Raw genomic sequence first — 15,542 nt, 5'->3', positions numbered from 1 at the left:
CAGACCTTTGGGAGAGGGGAAAGGCATGCATTCTCGGAACCATGAAAAAAAGACACCGGTTACCTTGCTCGCGTTGGCCGTCGCACTGGCCCTGGCAGGCAACGCCGGCGCGCAGCAGCAGAGCGCCAACCCGAACGCCACCGACCTGGATACGGTCACCGTCACCGGCTACCGCGCCAGCGTGGAGAAGGCGCTGGACATCAAGCGCGGCGAAGCCGGCGTGGTCGATGCCATCGTTGCCGAGGACATCGGCAAGTTCCCCGACCTGAACCTGGCCGAGTCGCTGCAGCGCATCCCGGGCGTGGTCATCACCCGCGAGGCCGGCGAAGGCCGCAACATCTCGGTGCGTGGCCTCGGCCCGGAATTCACCCGCGTGCGCATCAATGGCATGGAAGCGCTGACCACGGTCGGCGCCGGTGACCAGAGCGGCGGCACCAACCGCGGCCGTGGCTTCGACTTCAACGTGTTCGCCTCGGACCTGTTCTCGCAGCTGCTGGTGCGCAAGACCGCCTCGGCCGACGTCGAGGAAGGCTCGCTGGGCGCCACCGTCGATCTGCGCACCGCGCGTCCGTTCGACTACGACGGGTTCACCTTCGCCGCCAGTGGCCAGGCCAGCTACAACGCGATGGCCGAGAAGGCCGATCCGCGCATTGCCGCGCTGGTCTCCAACACCTTCGCCGATGGCACCTTCGGCGCGCTGCTGTCGGTGGCCTATTCCGAGCGCCAGGCGCTGGAGGAAGGCTCCAACACCGGTCGCTGGGCCAACGGCCCGAGCAACGGCAACTTCGCCGCGTCCTCGCCGTTCGCCGCCGCGCGTGGCGCCGATGTGTTCCATCCGCGCTTCCCGCGCTACGTGCAGATGGAGCATGAGCAGAAGCGTCTGGGCGTGACCGGTTCGCTGCAGTGGAAGCCGAACGACGCCACCGAGATCTCGCTGGATGCGCTGTACTCGAAGATCGACGCAACGCGCGACGAGCACTACATCGAGGCGATTTCCTTCAGCCGTGGCGCCAATGCGAGCGCACGCCTGTCGGGCAAGCCGACCACCATCGTCAAGAACGGCGAGATCCGCGACAACGCACTGCTCTACGGCGAATTCGACAACGTCGACATCCGCACCGAGAACCGCCACGACGAGTGGAGCACCGAGTTCAAGCAGATCGCGCTGAACGGCCAGCACCGCTTCGGTGATGACTTCACCCTGTCCGGTAAGATCGGCATCTCGCGCTCCAAGCACGAGAACCCGGTGCAGACCACCGTCATCATGGACAAGTACGACGTCAAGGGCTACAGCTACGACTACCGCGGCAACAGCCGTGCGCCGATCCTCAACTACGGCATCGACCCGACCAATCCCAACGGCTGGGAACTGGCCGAGATCCGCCTGCGTCCGCAGTACGTGGACAACGACTTCGACACCGGCCAGATCGACTTCAACTGGAACATCAGCCCGGGCTTCCGCCTGAAGGGCGGCGTGCTGGCCAAGGACTACACGTTCAAGACCGTCGAACTGCGCCGCGCCAGCGAACTGGCCGTGCCCAACTTCGCCGGCGGCAACAAGATCGTGCCGGTGAACCTGACCGAGCAGGCCGGACTGAAGGGCATCAGCGGCAGTCCGTCGAACTGGGTCGTGCCGGACCTGGATGCGATCGCCGAACAGCTCGACATCTACAGCAACAGCGGCACCTTCGCCGTCGCCCCGCGCGCCAACAACGTGCGCAGCGTCGAAGAGAAGGACCGAGGCGCCTACCTGATGGGTGAGTTCTCCACCGAACTGGGCTCGCTGCCGTTGTCGGGCAATTTCGGTGTGCGCTACGTGCGCACCAAGCAGTCGGCCACCGGGCAGTCGACGCTGGCCAACGGCACCGTCGAAACCACGGTCAGCCGTACCTACGATGACACCCTGCCCTCGTTCAACCTGGTGGCGGAAGTCACCCCGGACTTCCTGATCCGGCTGGGTGCGGCCAAGGTGATGAGCCGTCCGGGGCTGGGCAGCCTGACCCCGGGCGCGACGGTGGCCGTGGCCGGTGGTGCACGCACCATCTCCAGCGGCAACCCGATGCTGGATCCGATCCGCGCAACCAATGTCGACCTTGGTTTCGAGTGGTACTTCGCCGAGGGCGCAATGGCCGGCATCGGCCTGTTCTACAAGGACATCGAGAGCTTCGTACAGACCACCCGCGAGGTGCGTCCGTACAGTGACAGCGGCCTGCCGGCTTCGCTGCTGGTCGGCACCGGCGCCTCGGCCACCGATGACTTCACCTACAGCAAGCCGGTCAACACCCCGGGCGGCGAACTGCACGGCGTGGAAGCCAACTACACCCAGCCCTTCACCTTCCTGCCGGGCAAGTGGGCCAACCTGGGCATGCAGTTGAACTACACCTGGGTGGAATCGAAGATCCAGTACATCAACGCGGCCGGGCAGCCGGTGATGAAGACCGACCTGACCGGCCTGTCGAAGTCGTCGTGGAACGCCACGCTGTTCTATGAAGGCGAGAAGTTCGCCGGGCGCATCTCGGCCACCAACCGCGATGACTACCTGACCCAGGCACCGGGCCAGGAAACCGGCTTCAACCTCGATGGCTACCACGGAATGACCGGTACCACGGTGTTCGATGCATCCATCCGCTACAAGATCAGCGACCAGCTGGAACTGAGCCTGGAAGGCATCAACCTGACCAACGAAGCGTCCGACGAGTGGGTGTTCTCGCCGCTGACCGGTCGCCTGCCGCTGCAGTACACCGAGACCGGCCGCCAGTACCTGCTGGGGCTGCGCTACAAGTTCTGAGCAACGCCGACGGCGTGCCACCCGGCACGCCGTCGTTCGCCACGACCGCTGCTGCGCCGCAAGGTGCCGTCGCGGCGTGGCCTTGCTACGGTCCGGCGGCCCTCGCCGGCCGTCGCCCGTTGAAAGGAAACGCCTGATGCCGCACCGCTCGACCCTGTCCCGCTGCCTGTTGCTGGCGGTGGCCCTGGCTGCCGGCCCCGCGATGGCCGCCGCCGATGCGCCCACGCTGCTGTTCCATGTCGATGCCGGCAAAGGCCTTGAGGCTGTGGTGGCGCAGGGTGAGGCGGTGCCGAACTTCCGCGACAAGGTCGACATCGTCGACGACGGAGCGCGCGGCAAGGCCATCCAGTGGCAGGACGACGGCGTGCTGGCCTGGGACGCACCCGGCAACATCCTCGCCCAGCGGGGCACCCTCGCCTTCGACTGGCGCGCGCGCTACGCGGTGGGCGAAGCGCCGTTCGTGATCTTCCGCGTCGGCTATGCCGACCACAGCAGCTGGGACATGGCCTGGCTGCGCATCGACTGGAACGGGCATGGTTTCGATGCGTTCGTCACCGATGCCAACCTCGCCCGCACGCGCGTGTCGTTCCGCATGGACACGCCGCCACGTGCGGACCAGTGGCTGCACCTGGCCTTCGCCTGGGACGAAGACCAGGGTGTACGCCTGTTCGTCGATGGCCGCGAGGTGGCGCGTGTGCAGGCCAGCGGCGATTACGATGCCGCGCTGGACCAGCTCGGCCTGGCCGGGCGGGTGATGGCGCCCTACCAGGTGCAGAGCCGCTACAACTTCCTGCGTGGCAGCGATTTCCAGCACATCCGCGTGTATGACCGCATGCTCGATGCTGCGGCCGTCAGTGCGCTCGCGCGCGGCAAGGCCGCCGAAAGCACCGTTGCCAGCGCTGCCGATGATCGTGCCTGGCGCCATCGCTTCGGCTGGGAAGGCGCGCCGCCACCGCCATTGACCGCAGCCAGCACGCGCATCCGCAAGATCGAATTCGACGATGCCCGCGACCTCAAGGCGTGGATGTGGAAGGCCACCGACGGCATCGCCGAGACCACCTGGCCCGGTGTCTACAACCGCTCGCGCCTGCCCGGCCGCAACGACTACTTCCAGTTGCCGGACTGGAACACGTATGTGGAAAGCGGCCAGCATCTGGACCTGACCGTGCCGGCCGGCGAGACCGTCAACCGGGTGGAGATCCGCGGCGCGGCCTTCGGCACGCTGGCCCATGGCCGCGATGCCGCGCACGCCACCCAGGTGCTGGCCACGCGTCCGCAGGGTGTGGTGCGCAGCGTGGACGACATCCCGGCACAGACCGGTGGCGTGCTGCGCTTCAGCAACGTTGAACAGGAAACGCCGATCCAGGAGATCTGGGCGTATGGCGTGAGCGAAGGTGCCGAGCCCGACGGCACGGTCAAGCAGACCTATGTCATCGACAGCCAGGCACTGCCGGACTACACCAACCTGGACACACTGCGCCGCTACATCGAAGGCCGCTACCCGGCGGCCGAACGCAGCACGGTGATGGCGCTGCCCAAGGGGGCGGGCTCGCGCCGGCGCCCGGCCGATTCGTTGCCAACGCAGCCCAAGCCCATCGTGCACGTGCTGATTCCCTCCGGCGTGGGCGATGCGCCGGCCAACCAGCCGTTGATCCGCAGCTGGGCCTACAGCTGGGAGAACATGCATGACGGCCTGGATGGCGTGGCCATCGATATTCCCGCGCTCGACCTGCCGGCCACGCACGATGGCCTGATCCCGCTGAACCTCCGCATCAAGGATCCGATCTGGCCGGCGCGCGACATGATCGATGTATCGGTCTCGGTGCAGCCGGGGCAGAAGCGCACGCTGTGGCTGGACCTGCGCGACCGCATCCTCACCGCCGACAGCCTGTGGTTGAGCATCGCCTCGGCTGCCCCCGGCTTCGACGCCAAGGCACTGGACGGTGCGCAGGTGCGGCTGGTGTTCAAGCCACGCGCCGATGCGCTCAAGGAGCATGTGGCCGACCGCTTCAACCAGGTGCGCGACAACTGGGGTTTCCTCGTGGAGGAACACACCACCTCCAAGCGCCAGCGCCTGTACGCGCGCGTCTACGCGGACCTGAGCGATCTGCTGCGCGTCGACCCGGACCACGAACTGGGCCGGTTGTACTGGAACTACATCAGCTACAACAGCCAGGGGCGACCGCCGTACACCGCGCCGGAGGTGCCCAAGGGCGTACCGGCGTGGGCCTTCCACCAGGTGCAGGACCTGGCGCAGGTGCGGCAGTTCGTCGACTGGTGGATCGATCAGCGGCAGGTGACCTACGGCGATTTCGGTGGTGGCATCTCCGATGATTCCGACCTGACCCAGCAGTGGCCCGGCCTTGCCCTGATGGGCGTGCAGCCGGACCGTCTGAATGCCTCGCTGACCGCATTGTCCGACGCGGTGTACCGCAACGGCATGTTCAGCAATGGCCTGAGCACCATCGAGACCGACGAGCTGCATGCCTACGAGGAAGGCATCAACACCAACAGCGCGATGCTGTACCTCAACTGGGGCGATCCGCTGACCCTGGAACGGCTGATGGAAACGGTGAAGGCGTTCGACGAGCGCATCATCCTGCGCAACCCGCAGGGCCATGTGCTGTTCTCAAGCAACTGGTTCGGTGGCAACAAGGTCTACCGCGAACCCAACTGGCAGTGGCAGAAGCCGTACTCGTTCCCGGTGCTGCACCCGGCATTCCTGCTGGGCCAGTACAACGCCGACCCGACCGGGCGCCGGCTGGTGATCGGCCTGGCCGATGGCTATCTGGCCCACGCCGGCACCGACGACAAGGGCCGCTTCACCCTGCCCAACGAGATCAGCTGGGCCACGGGTGCGACCCGCGGCGGCGAACTCAACAACGGTTCCGGCAGCGGTGACACGATGCACACCTTCTGGGCGGCATGGCGCTGGACCGGTGATGCGAAGTACCTGCAGGCACTGGATTATCGCGTGCAGCGCGGCGGCCCCGGCGCGCTGGCCAACCTTGGCGAGAACTATGTAGAGGCACTTGGCCGGCAGCAGGACTGGTACCCGCTGCTGACCGCCGAGGCCGACGCCGGAAAGACCGGTTTCGCCAGCCTGATGGCATGGCAGGCCAGCGGCGAGCGGAAGTACATCGATGCGCTGCATGCCGAGGGCCTGCAGGCCAAGGCACAACGCGCGTACATGAACACCGAGGGCCATTGGTGGTCCGACCGGGTGGAAGCACCGAGCGAGTTCCTGCAGCGTGCGCGGCTGGGCGGCATCGCCCTGAAGCGCAACCAGAGCTGGCCCGGGCACACCGTCAGCTGGCGCTTCGATCGTGAGGGCGCCGCGGAACAGGTGGCACTGCTGGTGCATGCGCCCTCGCGTGAGCGCTTCACGATCACCAGCCACAACCTCGGCGCGCGCGTGATCGCCGCCGACATGACCGGCTGGAACGTGGACAGCGGTTCCTGGCGCGTGCGCAGTGGCGTGGATGCCGATGGCGATGGCCGCATTGACGGTAGGCCGCGCGAGCGTACGGTGCAGCTGGAGACGAGTGCATCGGTACCGATGCAGTTCCAGCCGGGTCGCACCGAGGTCTTCGAATTCGAGCGTGTGTCTGCGGGCACGCCGGTGGAAATGCGTCCGGACCTGGGCGTGGGCCGTGGCGATGTGCGGGTGGACGGGCGCCAGGTACACGTGACCGTGCATGGCCTTGGGCATGTGGCCAGCGGTGTGGGCGTGGCGATACTGGAAGATGCGCGGGGCCGCGAGATCGCACGTACCGAGGTGCCGGCGATGGCGGCACCGACCGACCTGCTGCCGAAGACGGCGGTGGTGTCGTTGCCGTTGCCAGCAGGGGATCGCGGCGGCCTGCGCGTGCGTGTTGCGCTGGCCGATGGCGGAGAGGAAGTCACGCGGCTCAACAATGTGGTGGATGTGCCGCGATGAATTCGGCGTTCCGCCGGGCATGGCCCGGCGCTACCGATGAATCGGTTGGGCACAAGCCCTGGTAGCGCCGGGCCATGCCCGGTGGAACGCAATCAGGACGCCTCGGTCTCCATCACCTTCACCCGGCGCTGGTACCAGCCGTCATCCAGCGGATCGAACACCGCGCTGCGCTCCATCACGCCCTGGTAGACGTGCACGGACACTGCCACGTCCTCGTCGCTGGCGTTGCGCAGCGTGTGGTACTCGTGCGGCGGAATCAGGCTGCCGGCGCTGCCACGGTGCCCGTACAGCGTCTCCTGCGCAGCGAAGCGGTGACGCTCGCCACGCTGTTCCAGCAGCGCGTACGGGGTCACGATCAGCTCGCCCTGCCAGACGCCTTCCACGCACCACATCGCATCGTGGTCGTGCAGTGGCGTGCCCTGCCCCGGCCCCCAGCACATCGCGATCACGCTGTAGCCCAGCGCGGCGCTTCGGTACAGTTCACGGCGCGCGTAATGGCCGTCCACGGGGCGACGTACGCAGGGCGGCAGCTCGATCAGCGGATCGACGATGGCTTCACGCAGCACCCGCTGCAGCGCACCGGTGATCGCCTGCGGATCGACCAGGCAGACGGCGGCATCAATCCCTGCAATCAAGCGCTCGCGGCCGGTGAACGGCGGTGGCGTGAACATCGCTTCCATGAACCGACTCTAGCCGAGGCGGGTTAACAGAATGTTTGCACCGCGGTGTCATCACTGCGTGCCGCGCTGCACGAACGGCACTTTTGCATAGAGCGCACGCTCGCCGGCACGTGGATCGTCAACCACGCGGCTGTGCCGATCGAACACCATCGTCTGCCGTTGTGGCACGCCATAGGGAGCCCATTGCGACATTCCCGCGTGATTGGGATCGCCGGTACGCGCAAAGGCGATCAGCGCATCGCTCATCGTCGCTGCCAGTGCTCGGGCGTCTTCACCACCGCCGGTACGCGCGCCCGGCAGGCCGGCGTTGTCGAACACCAGCGGAATATCCAGCGTATGGAAGGCACGCAGGCGTCCGTCTTCCACCGGTGATGGCCAATCGAGCTGGTAGGCCCAGGTGGGTGCGGCCCCGGTTGTCTGCCGAGCGCGTGCTTCCAGTTCCTCCACCGCACCACGCCACGAGCGGCCGGCGGTGGTGGCCGCGAAGAACACCTCTGAGGGCGTGTAGTGCGGATACAGGCGTCGATATTCTGCGATCACCACCGAGGGCAGCAGATCGACGAACTGCTGCTTCTCCAGCTGCGCCGGCAGATCCTCCCAGGTCAGCGTGAAGTTGGCCGGGTCGTTGCCAAGGAACGCGCGCGTCTCATCACGGGTGTTGCCGATCACCATCGGAATCGACGCGGACTGCGCCGGTGCCTGTGGCCAGAACGGGTGCACCGGCAGCACCACCTCATCCAGTACCGGGCCGAAGTACAGCGCGCTGCTTTCCACCCGCGAGGGATCGCGGGCGCGGGTGGCGGCCAGCAGCTCGGCCGCCGGCAGTCGCAGCAACGCCTGCAGGTCGCGCGCGGCCACGGTTTCCATCGCAATCGAAGCCCGTTGCGCCGCCGCACGTGGACCGGCGGCGGTCACCTGCTGCCCGCTCATCGTCCACGCGCGCTGGAACAGGCCTTTCGCCGCGGGCATCGCCATCAGCGTGGCGATCTTGGCGCCGCCACCGGATTGCCCGAACACGGTGATGTTGCCGGCGTCGCCGCCGAACACCGCTGCATGCTCGCGCACCCACTGCAGCGCCTGCACCAGATCGAGCTGGCCGACGTTGCCGGAGGCCGCATAGCGCGGATCGCCGAGCGCGCCCAGGTACAGGTAGCCGAAGGTGTTCAGGCGATGATTGACGGTGACCACCACCACGTCGCCGCGTCTGCACAATGCGCTGCCGTCGTACAGCGGATCGCTGCCAGAGCCGTTGTTGAAGCCACCGCCATGGATGTAGACCAGGATCGGCCGCTTGCCGCCGTCGCCCAATGCCGGCGTCCAGACATTGAGGAACAGGCAATCTTCGCTGCCCGGCCCGTCCGCTCCGCTCTGTGGCGCAGACGCGGCGTATTCCAGGGCGTCGGCGATACCACGCCAGCCCGTCTCGCGCCGTGGCGGCTGGAAACGGTAGGCGGAGGTGTCAGCGCCATAACGCAGACCACGGAACACGTGTACGCCGTGCTCGCGCTGGCCACGCACGCGGCCGGCACGCAGGCGTGCCACCACCTGTGTGTCATCACGTGGCCCAGGCACCGCGGCGGCAGGAAGTGCTGCGAGGGTGGCCGTGGCCAGCGCCCAGCGTGCACTGTCGCGCAGGAAACGGCGGCGCTGCAGGTTGGCATCCCCCTGGTTCAATGTGCCGCCTCCGTCGCCTGCAGCCAGCGTTGTGCCAGCAGCGGCCACACGGCCAGCGTTGAATCAGGCGGCATGCGCATGCCGAAGCCATGGCCGCCATGGGCGAACAGGTGCAGCTCGTGTTCGACACCCGCCTTGGCCAGTGCCTGCGCCATCAACTCGCTGTTGTGCACGTTGACCACCCGATCATCGTTGGCATGGATCAGCAGCGTCGGCGGAATGTCCGCGCGTACGTGCTGCTGCATCGAATACTGCGCGGCCAACGCCGCATCGGGCTGCTCGCCCAGCAGGCGTCCGCGTGAGCCGCTGTGTGCATGCGCGCCCATGTCGATCACCGGATACACCAGCACCGCGCGTGCGGGACGCGCGCTGAGGCGATCGATGGCATCGCGTTGCGGGTAGACCGGCGCATCGAAACCGGTGGCCAGCCGTGCGGCGACATGGCCGCCGGCGGAGAAGCCCATCACCGACACGCTGTCGGCATCCAGCCTGCGCCGTGCGGCCTGGTCGCGCACCACGCGCAGTGCGCGCTGCGCGTCGGCCAGTGCCGCCTGGCGGTCGCGGCCGGCCTGCGGCAGGCGGTAGCGCAGCACGAACAGGGTGTAGCCGGCACGGTCCACCCACTCCGGCACCAGCGCGCTGTCCTCCTTGTCGATCACCACGCGCTGGTAGCCGCCACCGGGAATCACCAGCAGCGCGCGGCCGTTGGCACGGGCCGGCGTGTGCACCAGCAGGTAGGGCGCATCGACCTGGTCGATGAAGCGATCGGGGTGGGCTGGATCATCGCTGCGCTCGACCACACGCGCCGGCCGCGCCGTGCCCGTTTCACCGGGGACCTGCCCCGCCGGCCACAGCGGCAGCTGCTCGCCGGCAAGCTCCCGGCCCAGGTGTTCGCCTGCGCGCAACGGCACATCGGCCGCGGATGCGGGGACGGTCAGCAGCAGGCCTGACAGCAACAACAGCACACGGGAAAAACGCATGGTGGAAAGGGCTCCAACGGGGAGACAACAGAGTGGCCGAGGTCACCGGCAAGCGCTCGTGATGCGCTGCGGCTTGCACGATGACACCGGTTTACCATATACACCTCCTGCAGACGCTGTCGATGGGCAGTGCAACAAGGCCAGAGGGAGACCGTTCTTGAGCAACGAACACGGCATACATGGGCAGACGCCGGCGCCGGACGATGCGGCCGCGATCGCCCACGCTTTCACCACCGCGCGCCGCAGCGGCCAGGCCTTGCCCGGCTTCCCGGGCCTTGTCCCGCCTGACCTGGTGGCTGCCTACCACGTGCAGGATCTGGCCATTGCCAGCTGGGATGACCAGGTGGTGGGCTGGAAGGTCGGCTACATCGCCGCCGAGCGCCGCGATGCGTCCGGGGACGACCGCCTGCTGGGCCCGGTTTTCTCGCGTCAGCTGAAAAATGCTACCGGTGGAACAGTGGACATTCCGGTGTTCGTCGGCGGCTTCGGCGCGGTCGAAGCGGAGTACGTGCTGGAGCTGTTGGAGGACGCTCCCGCCGCACAGCTGCACTGGACGCCCGAGCAGGCTGAAGCGCTGCCGGCGCGCCTGTACATCGGCGTGGAAGTGGCCAGCAGCCCGCTGGCGACGATCAACGAACTCGGCCCGCGCGTGGTGGTGTCCGACTTCGGCAACAACAACGGCCTGGTGCTGGGGCCGGAGATTGCCGATTGGACTGCCCGCGACGAAACCGACCTGCGCGCCGAAACCCTGATCGAGGGCGAGGTGGTCGGCACGGGTGGTGCCACCCGGCTGCCCGGCGGCCTGCGCGCGGCATATGCGTTCGCGTTGTCCCGTTCGGCGCTGCGCGGCCGGCCGTTGCGACGGGGCGACCTGATCGCCACCGGCAATGCCACCGGCATCCATGACATCACCGTGGGGCAGACGGCGCTGGTGCGGTTTGCCGGCTTCGGCGAAATTGCCTGCAGGGCCGTGCCGGCCGGGTAACCGCCGCACGATCCGGTGAACACGCGCGGGAGGGCGCAGATGATCACACGACGACATTTCCTGGCCGGCGGCGCTGCTGCGCTGGCCACCCCGATGCTCGCGGCCTGTGGCCGCGGGCCCGCCGATGCCATCGACGGCGGCCAGCTGCTGACGGCCACCGACGTGCACGTGGCCGACTATCCCACCGTGACCGCGGTGAAGTGGATCGGCGAAACCCTGCAGCGCGAAAGCAACGGTCGCCTGCGCCTGCGGCAATACCATTCGGGCCAGCTCGGTCGCGAATCGGAAGCGATCGACATGGCCCGTTTCGGCGCCATCGACATCACCCGCGTGTATGCCGGTGCGTTGAACAACGCTTTCCCGCTCACCCAGGCGCTGTGCCTGCCGTACGTGTTCGAGTCGGTGGCGCACCAGCGCGCCGCACTGGATGGCGGCATTGCCGATGCGGTGCTGCGTGGTTTCGAGAGCCGCGACCTGGTCGGCCTGGCCATCTATGATTCCGGCGCACGCTGCTTCTACAACACCAAGCATCCGATCGTGCAGCCCGGTGATCTGCACGGGCTGAAACTGCGTGTGGCGTCCTCGGACATCTTCATCCAGCTGATGCGCCTGCTCGGCGCCAACCCGACGCCGATGTCGCTGGGCGATACGTTCTCCGGCATGGAGACGCACATGATCGATGGCGCCGAGAACAACATGCGCAGCTTCCACTCCAGCCGCCACTTCGAGGCCGCGCACTACTGGTCGCAGAGCGATCACTCGTATGCGCCGGACGTGCTGTTGATGTCGCGCGCCAGTTTCGAGCGCCTGCAGCCGGCCGACCGCCAGCTGCTGCTGGAGACCGCGCGCGCCTCGGTGAAGGTGATGCGCGAGCAATGGGATGCGTCCGAAGATGCCGCGCGCCGCGCGGTGCTGGCCTCGGGCGTGAAAGCCAACGAGGTGGACCTGCCCGCCTTCCGTGCCGCCGCCCAGCCGCTGCTGCAGCAGTACCTGCAGCAACCCGAGCTGGCTGCGCTGGTCGCCCGCATCCGTGCCGCCGCCTGAGGACACTGCCATGACCGAGACGACGATTTCCACCGGACCCGGCCCCGGCCAACGCTTGCTGGACCGCATCGCCGACATCGCCATCCATGTTGCCGTGGCCGCGCTGCTGGGGCTGGTGGTGGTGCAGGGCTGGCAGGTGTTCGCCCGCTACGTGATCAACGATTCGCCCAGCTGGACCGAGCCGGTGACCCTGCTGCTGCTGGCCACCGCCATGAGCCTGGGCGCGGCCTGCGGCGTGCACACCAATCGCCACTTCGGCTTCTTCCTGCTGCACGCCTACATGGGCGCCGGCCTGCGCCGGGTGGTGGATGTGTTCACCCAGCTGGTGGTGGCCGTGCTGGGCGGCTTCATCGCGTTCTGGTCGGCCGACCTGCTGCTCGATGGAATGGACATCAAGACCGCCGGCGCCAACCTGCCGCAGAGCATCAACTACCTGCCGCTGGCCGTGGGCGGTGCGCTGATGCTGTTGTTCGCGCTGAACCGTGCGTGGAAAGCGCTGCATGCCGCGGCAGCCGACGCCGACGACGCTGAAGGAGATCGTTGATCCATGGGCATCACCATCCTGTTCTCTGTTTTTGCCGCGCTGCTGCTGTTGGGCGTGCCGGTAGCCTACGCGCTGGCCGCCGCCGCGCTGGCCACCCTGCTCTACCTGGACATTCCCAGCATCGTGCTGGTCCAGCAGATCTCCGCAGGTACCGGTTCGGCCTCGCTGATCGCCATTCCACTGTTCATCTTCGCTGGCGAGATCATGATGCGCGGCGGCATCTCCGAACGCCTGATCGCCCTGGCGTCATCGCTGGTCGGGCGCATGCGCGGCGGCCTGGGCCAGGTCTCGATCCTGTCCTCGCTGTTCTTCGGCGGTGTATCCGGCTCGGCCATCGCCGATGTGTCGGCGGTGGGCGGCACGATGATTCCGCAGATGGTCAAGCGTGGCTACGACCGCGATTTCGCAGTCAACGTCAGCATCACCGCTGCGCTGGTGGCGCTGCTGGTACCGCCGTCGCACAACCTGATCCTGTTCTCGGCCGCCGCCGGTGGTGGCCTGTCGATCGCTGATCTGTTCGCTGCCGGCATTGTGCCGGCGCTGCTGATGACCCTGGCGTTGATGATCACCGGCTACGTGGTCGCGCGTCGCCGTGGTTATGGCGTGGAGGTGTTCCCGGGCTGGCGCGCGGTGCTGCTGCGCATCGTCTCCGCCCTGCCCGGCCTGGGCCTGGTGGCGCTGATCTTCGTGGGTATCCGCGCCGGCATCTTCACTGCGGTGGAAAGCGCGGCCATCGCCGTGGTCTACGCCCTGCTGGTCACCACCGTGCTGTACCGGCAGCTGCGCTGGCGTGAGTTCTTCGACACCGTCATCCATGCCGCGCGCAGCACCGGCGTGATCCTGTTCGTGATCGCCACCGCGGCGGTGTTCGGCTGGTTGCTGGCCTACCTGCAGGTGCCTGCGGCGGCGGTGGACTTCCTGCAGTCGTTCGCGCACAGCCAGTTCATGGTGCTGCTGATGATCGTGGTGATGCTGCTGCTGCTGGGCACCTTCATGGACCTGGCACCGATGATCCTGATCTGCACGCCGATCTTCCTGCCGGTGGCCAAGGCCTATGGCATCGATCCGATCCACTTCGGCCTGGTGCTGGTGCTGACCGGTGGCCTCGGCCTGGTCACGCCGCCGGTGGGCTCGGTGCTGTTCATCGGTACCGCCATCGGCAAGATCAGCGTCGGCCAGAGCATGCGCACGATCTGGCCGTTCTGGTTTGCCGCGCTGGGCGTGCTGCTGATCGTCACCTTCTTCCCGTCGCTGTCGCTGTGGCTGCCCGCCGCGCTGCGCGCCTGATGAGCGGAGGCAATCACATGACACCGACGCTGCACCGCGCTGCTGCAACCGCCCTGCTCGGCCTGCTGCTGGCCGCGCTGCCTGCCCTGGCTGCAGATCCCGCGCCCGCGCAGTGGAAGCGCGGCATCGAGCACCAGCGCCAGGGCGACCTTGGCAACGGTACCTTCCTCAACCCGGTGCTGGCCGGTGACAGGCCCGATCCCTCGGTGCTGAAGGACGGCGAGGATTACTACCTCACCCTGTCTTCGTTCGACGCCTACCCCGGCCTGCCGATCTGGCACTCGCGCGACCTGGTCAACTGGCAGCCGCTCGGCCATGCGATCACGCAGAACGTAGGCGCGATCTGGGCGCCGGACATCGTCAAGCACCAGGGCCGCTACTTCATCTACTTCCCGGCGCGCACGGGTGAGCGCCGCAGCAACTTCGTGGTCTGGGCCGATGACATCAAGGGCCCGTGGAGTGCGCCGATCGACATCGGCCTGGGCGGCTACATCGACCCCGGCCACGCGGTTGGCGAGGACGGCAAGCGCTACCTGTTCCTCAGCGGCGGCGACTACGTGCAGCTGGCCGATGACGGCCTGAGCGTGGTGGGTACGCCCAAGCATGTGTACGACGGCTGGCGCTACCCGGAAAGCTGGGACGTGGAGGCCTACGCGCAGGAAGGCCCGAAGATCCACTTCCGCGATGGCTGGTACTACATGACCACTGCGGTGGGCGGCACCGCCGGCCCGCCGACCGGGCACATGGTGATCACCGCGCGCTCGCGCTCGATCCACGGCCCGTGGGTGAACGCGCCGAACAACCCGATCATGCGCACCCGGTCGGCCGCTGAACCATGGTGGTCGCGTGGCCACGCCACGGTGATCGAAGGCACCGACGGCCGCTGGTGGATGATGTACCACGGCTACGAGAACGGCTTCTGGACGCTGGGCCGGCAGGCGCTGCTGGAACCCATCGAATGGACCGCCGATGGCTGGTTCGTGGCCAAGGGCGGCGATCTCGGGCAGCCGCTGCGCAAGCCATCGGGCAGCGCGCTGGCACCGCACGGCATGGCCCTGTCGGATGCTTTCACCGGCCGTACGCTGGGCCCGCAGTGGGCGTTCTTCAACCCGGCGCTGGATGAATACCGGCGCCTGCGCTTCAGCGGTGATGGCCTGGTACTGCAGGGCAAGGGCAGCACGCCGCGCGACGCCTCGCCGCTGACGACCATTGCCGGGGATCCGGCCTACCAGTTCGAGGTGCAGATGGAGATCGCCCCCGGCGCGGTGGGCGGTGCCCTGCTGTTCTACAGCGACCGCCTGTATGTGGGCGTGGGCAGCAACGGCGAGCAGTTCGTCATGCACCGCTACGGCGAGGAGCGCCCCACCCGGCTGGCGGCCAGCGCCAAGGGCGGCCGGCTCTGGCTGCGGGTGACCAACAACCGCCACATCGTCACCATCCATTCCAGTGCCGATGGCCAGACCTGGCAGAAGTATCCGGTTCAGATGGAAGTGTCCGGTTACCATCACAATGTGGCCGGCAAGTTCCTGGCACTGAAACCGGCCCTGTATGCGGCCGGCAACGGTGCGGTAACCTTCCGCAGCTTCCGCTATCGCGCGCTGGACTGAGCGCGCGCTGGAA

General features: G+C 67.5%; 10 protein-coding genes. 7 read left to right on the top strand and 3 right to left on the bottom strand.

Annotation, left to right across the window (positions count from 1 at the left end):
• Positions 1-25 precede the first annotated feature (25 nt).
• Together BW38_RS01460 and BW38_RS01465 are read left to right on the top strand one after the other, a co-directional pair.
• Positions 26-2,788: a TonB-dependent receptor gene (locus BW38_RS01460; protein ID WP_032978449.1), complete on the top strand. Its 2,763-nt coding sequence runs from the start codon at positions 26-28 to the stop codon at positions 2,786-2,788.
• A 136-nt stretch (positions 2,789-2,924) separates the two neighbouring features.
• Positions 2,925-6,728, top strand: coding sequence for a LamG-like jellyroll fold domain-containing protein (locus BW38_RS01465; protein WP_032978447.1), 3,804 nt, complete (start codon positions 2,925-2,927; stop codon positions 6,726-6,728).
• A 92-nt stretch (positions 6,729-6,820) separates the two neighbouring features.
• Here BW38_RS01465 and BW38_RS01470 read toward each other — a convergent pair whose 3' ends face one another.
• Genes BW38_RS01470 through BW38_RS01480 form a run of 3 tightly spaced genes read right to left on the bottom strand, consistent with a single transcriptional unit; the run spans position 6,821 to position 10,062 of the window.
• Positions 6,821-7,408, bottom strand: coding sequence for a cysteine dioxygenase family protein (locus BW38_RS01470; protein ID WP_081794603.1), 588 nt, complete (start codon positions 7,406-7,408; stop codon positions 6,821-6,823).
• A 51-nt stretch (positions 7,409-7,459) separates the two neighbouring features.
• Entirely contained in the window at positions 7,460-9,082 is a 1,623-nt protein-coding gene (locus tag BW38_RS01475; RefSeq protein WP_032978444.1) for a carboxylesterase family protein, read from the bottom strand.
• The gene (locus BW38_RS01480; RefSeq protein ID WP_152543340.1) at positions 9,079-10,062 is read right to left on the bottom strand and encodes an alpha/beta hydrolase; all 984 of its coding nucleotides are present in this window, start codon (positions 10,060-10,062) and stop codon (positions 9,079-9,081) included. The genes BW38_RS01475 and BW38_RS01480 overlap by 4 nt, the downstream gene beginning before the upstream one ends.
• Before the next feature lie 175 nt (positions 10,063-10,237).
• On the opposite strand from BW38_RS01480, the gene BW38_RS01485 reads away from it, so the two are divergent.
• Genes BW38_RS01485 through BW38_RS01505 form a run of 5 tightly spaced genes read left to right on the top strand, consistent with a single transcriptional unit; the run spans position 10,238 to position 15,529 of the window.
• Positions 10,238-11,047, top strand: a complete 810-nt coding sequence (locus BW38_RS01485) for a 2-keto-4-pentenoate hydratase (RefSeq protein WP_032978578.1) — start codon at positions 10,238-10,240, stop codon at positions 11,045-11,047.
• Between the two features lie 39 nt (positions 11,048-11,086).
• Positions 11,087-12,091 carry a TRAP transporter substrate-binding protein gene (locus tag BW38_RS01490; protein ID WP_025875493.1) on the top strand — a complete coding sequence of 335 codons (1,005 nt, stop codon included), beginning with the start codon at positions 11,087-11,089 and terminating at the stop codon, positions 12,089-12,091.
• A gap of 10 nt (positions 12,092-12,101) precedes the next feature.
• Complete coding sequence (locus BW38_RS01495) at positions 12,102-12,635, top strand: TRAP transporter small permease (RefSeq protein ID WP_032978576.1); 534 nt, start codon at positions 12,102-12,104, stop codon at positions 12,633-12,635.
• A gap of 3 nt (positions 12,636-12,638) precedes the next feature.
• Entirely contained in the window at positions 12,639-13,922 is a 1,284-nt protein-coding gene (locus BW38_RS01500; RefSeq protein ID WP_025875489.1) for a TRAP transporter large permease, read from the top strand.
• A 17-nt stretch (positions 13,923-13,939) separates the two neighbouring features.
• Positions 13,940-15,529: a family 43 glycosylhydrolase gene (locus tag BW38_RS01505; protein WP_032978574.1), complete on the top strand. Its 1,590-nt coding sequence runs from the start codon at positions 13,940-13,942 to the stop codon at positions 15,527-15,529.
• Positions 15,530-15,542: the final 13 nt, after the last annotated feature.

This window comes from Stenotrophomonas sp. RIT309, assembly GCF_000632045.1.
GTDB lineage: Bacteria > Pseudomonadota > Gammaproteobacteria > Xanthomonadales > Xanthomonadaceae > Stenotrophomonas > Stenotrophomonas indicatrix.
This window is presented reverse-complemented; position numbering and strand designations above follow the sequence as displayed.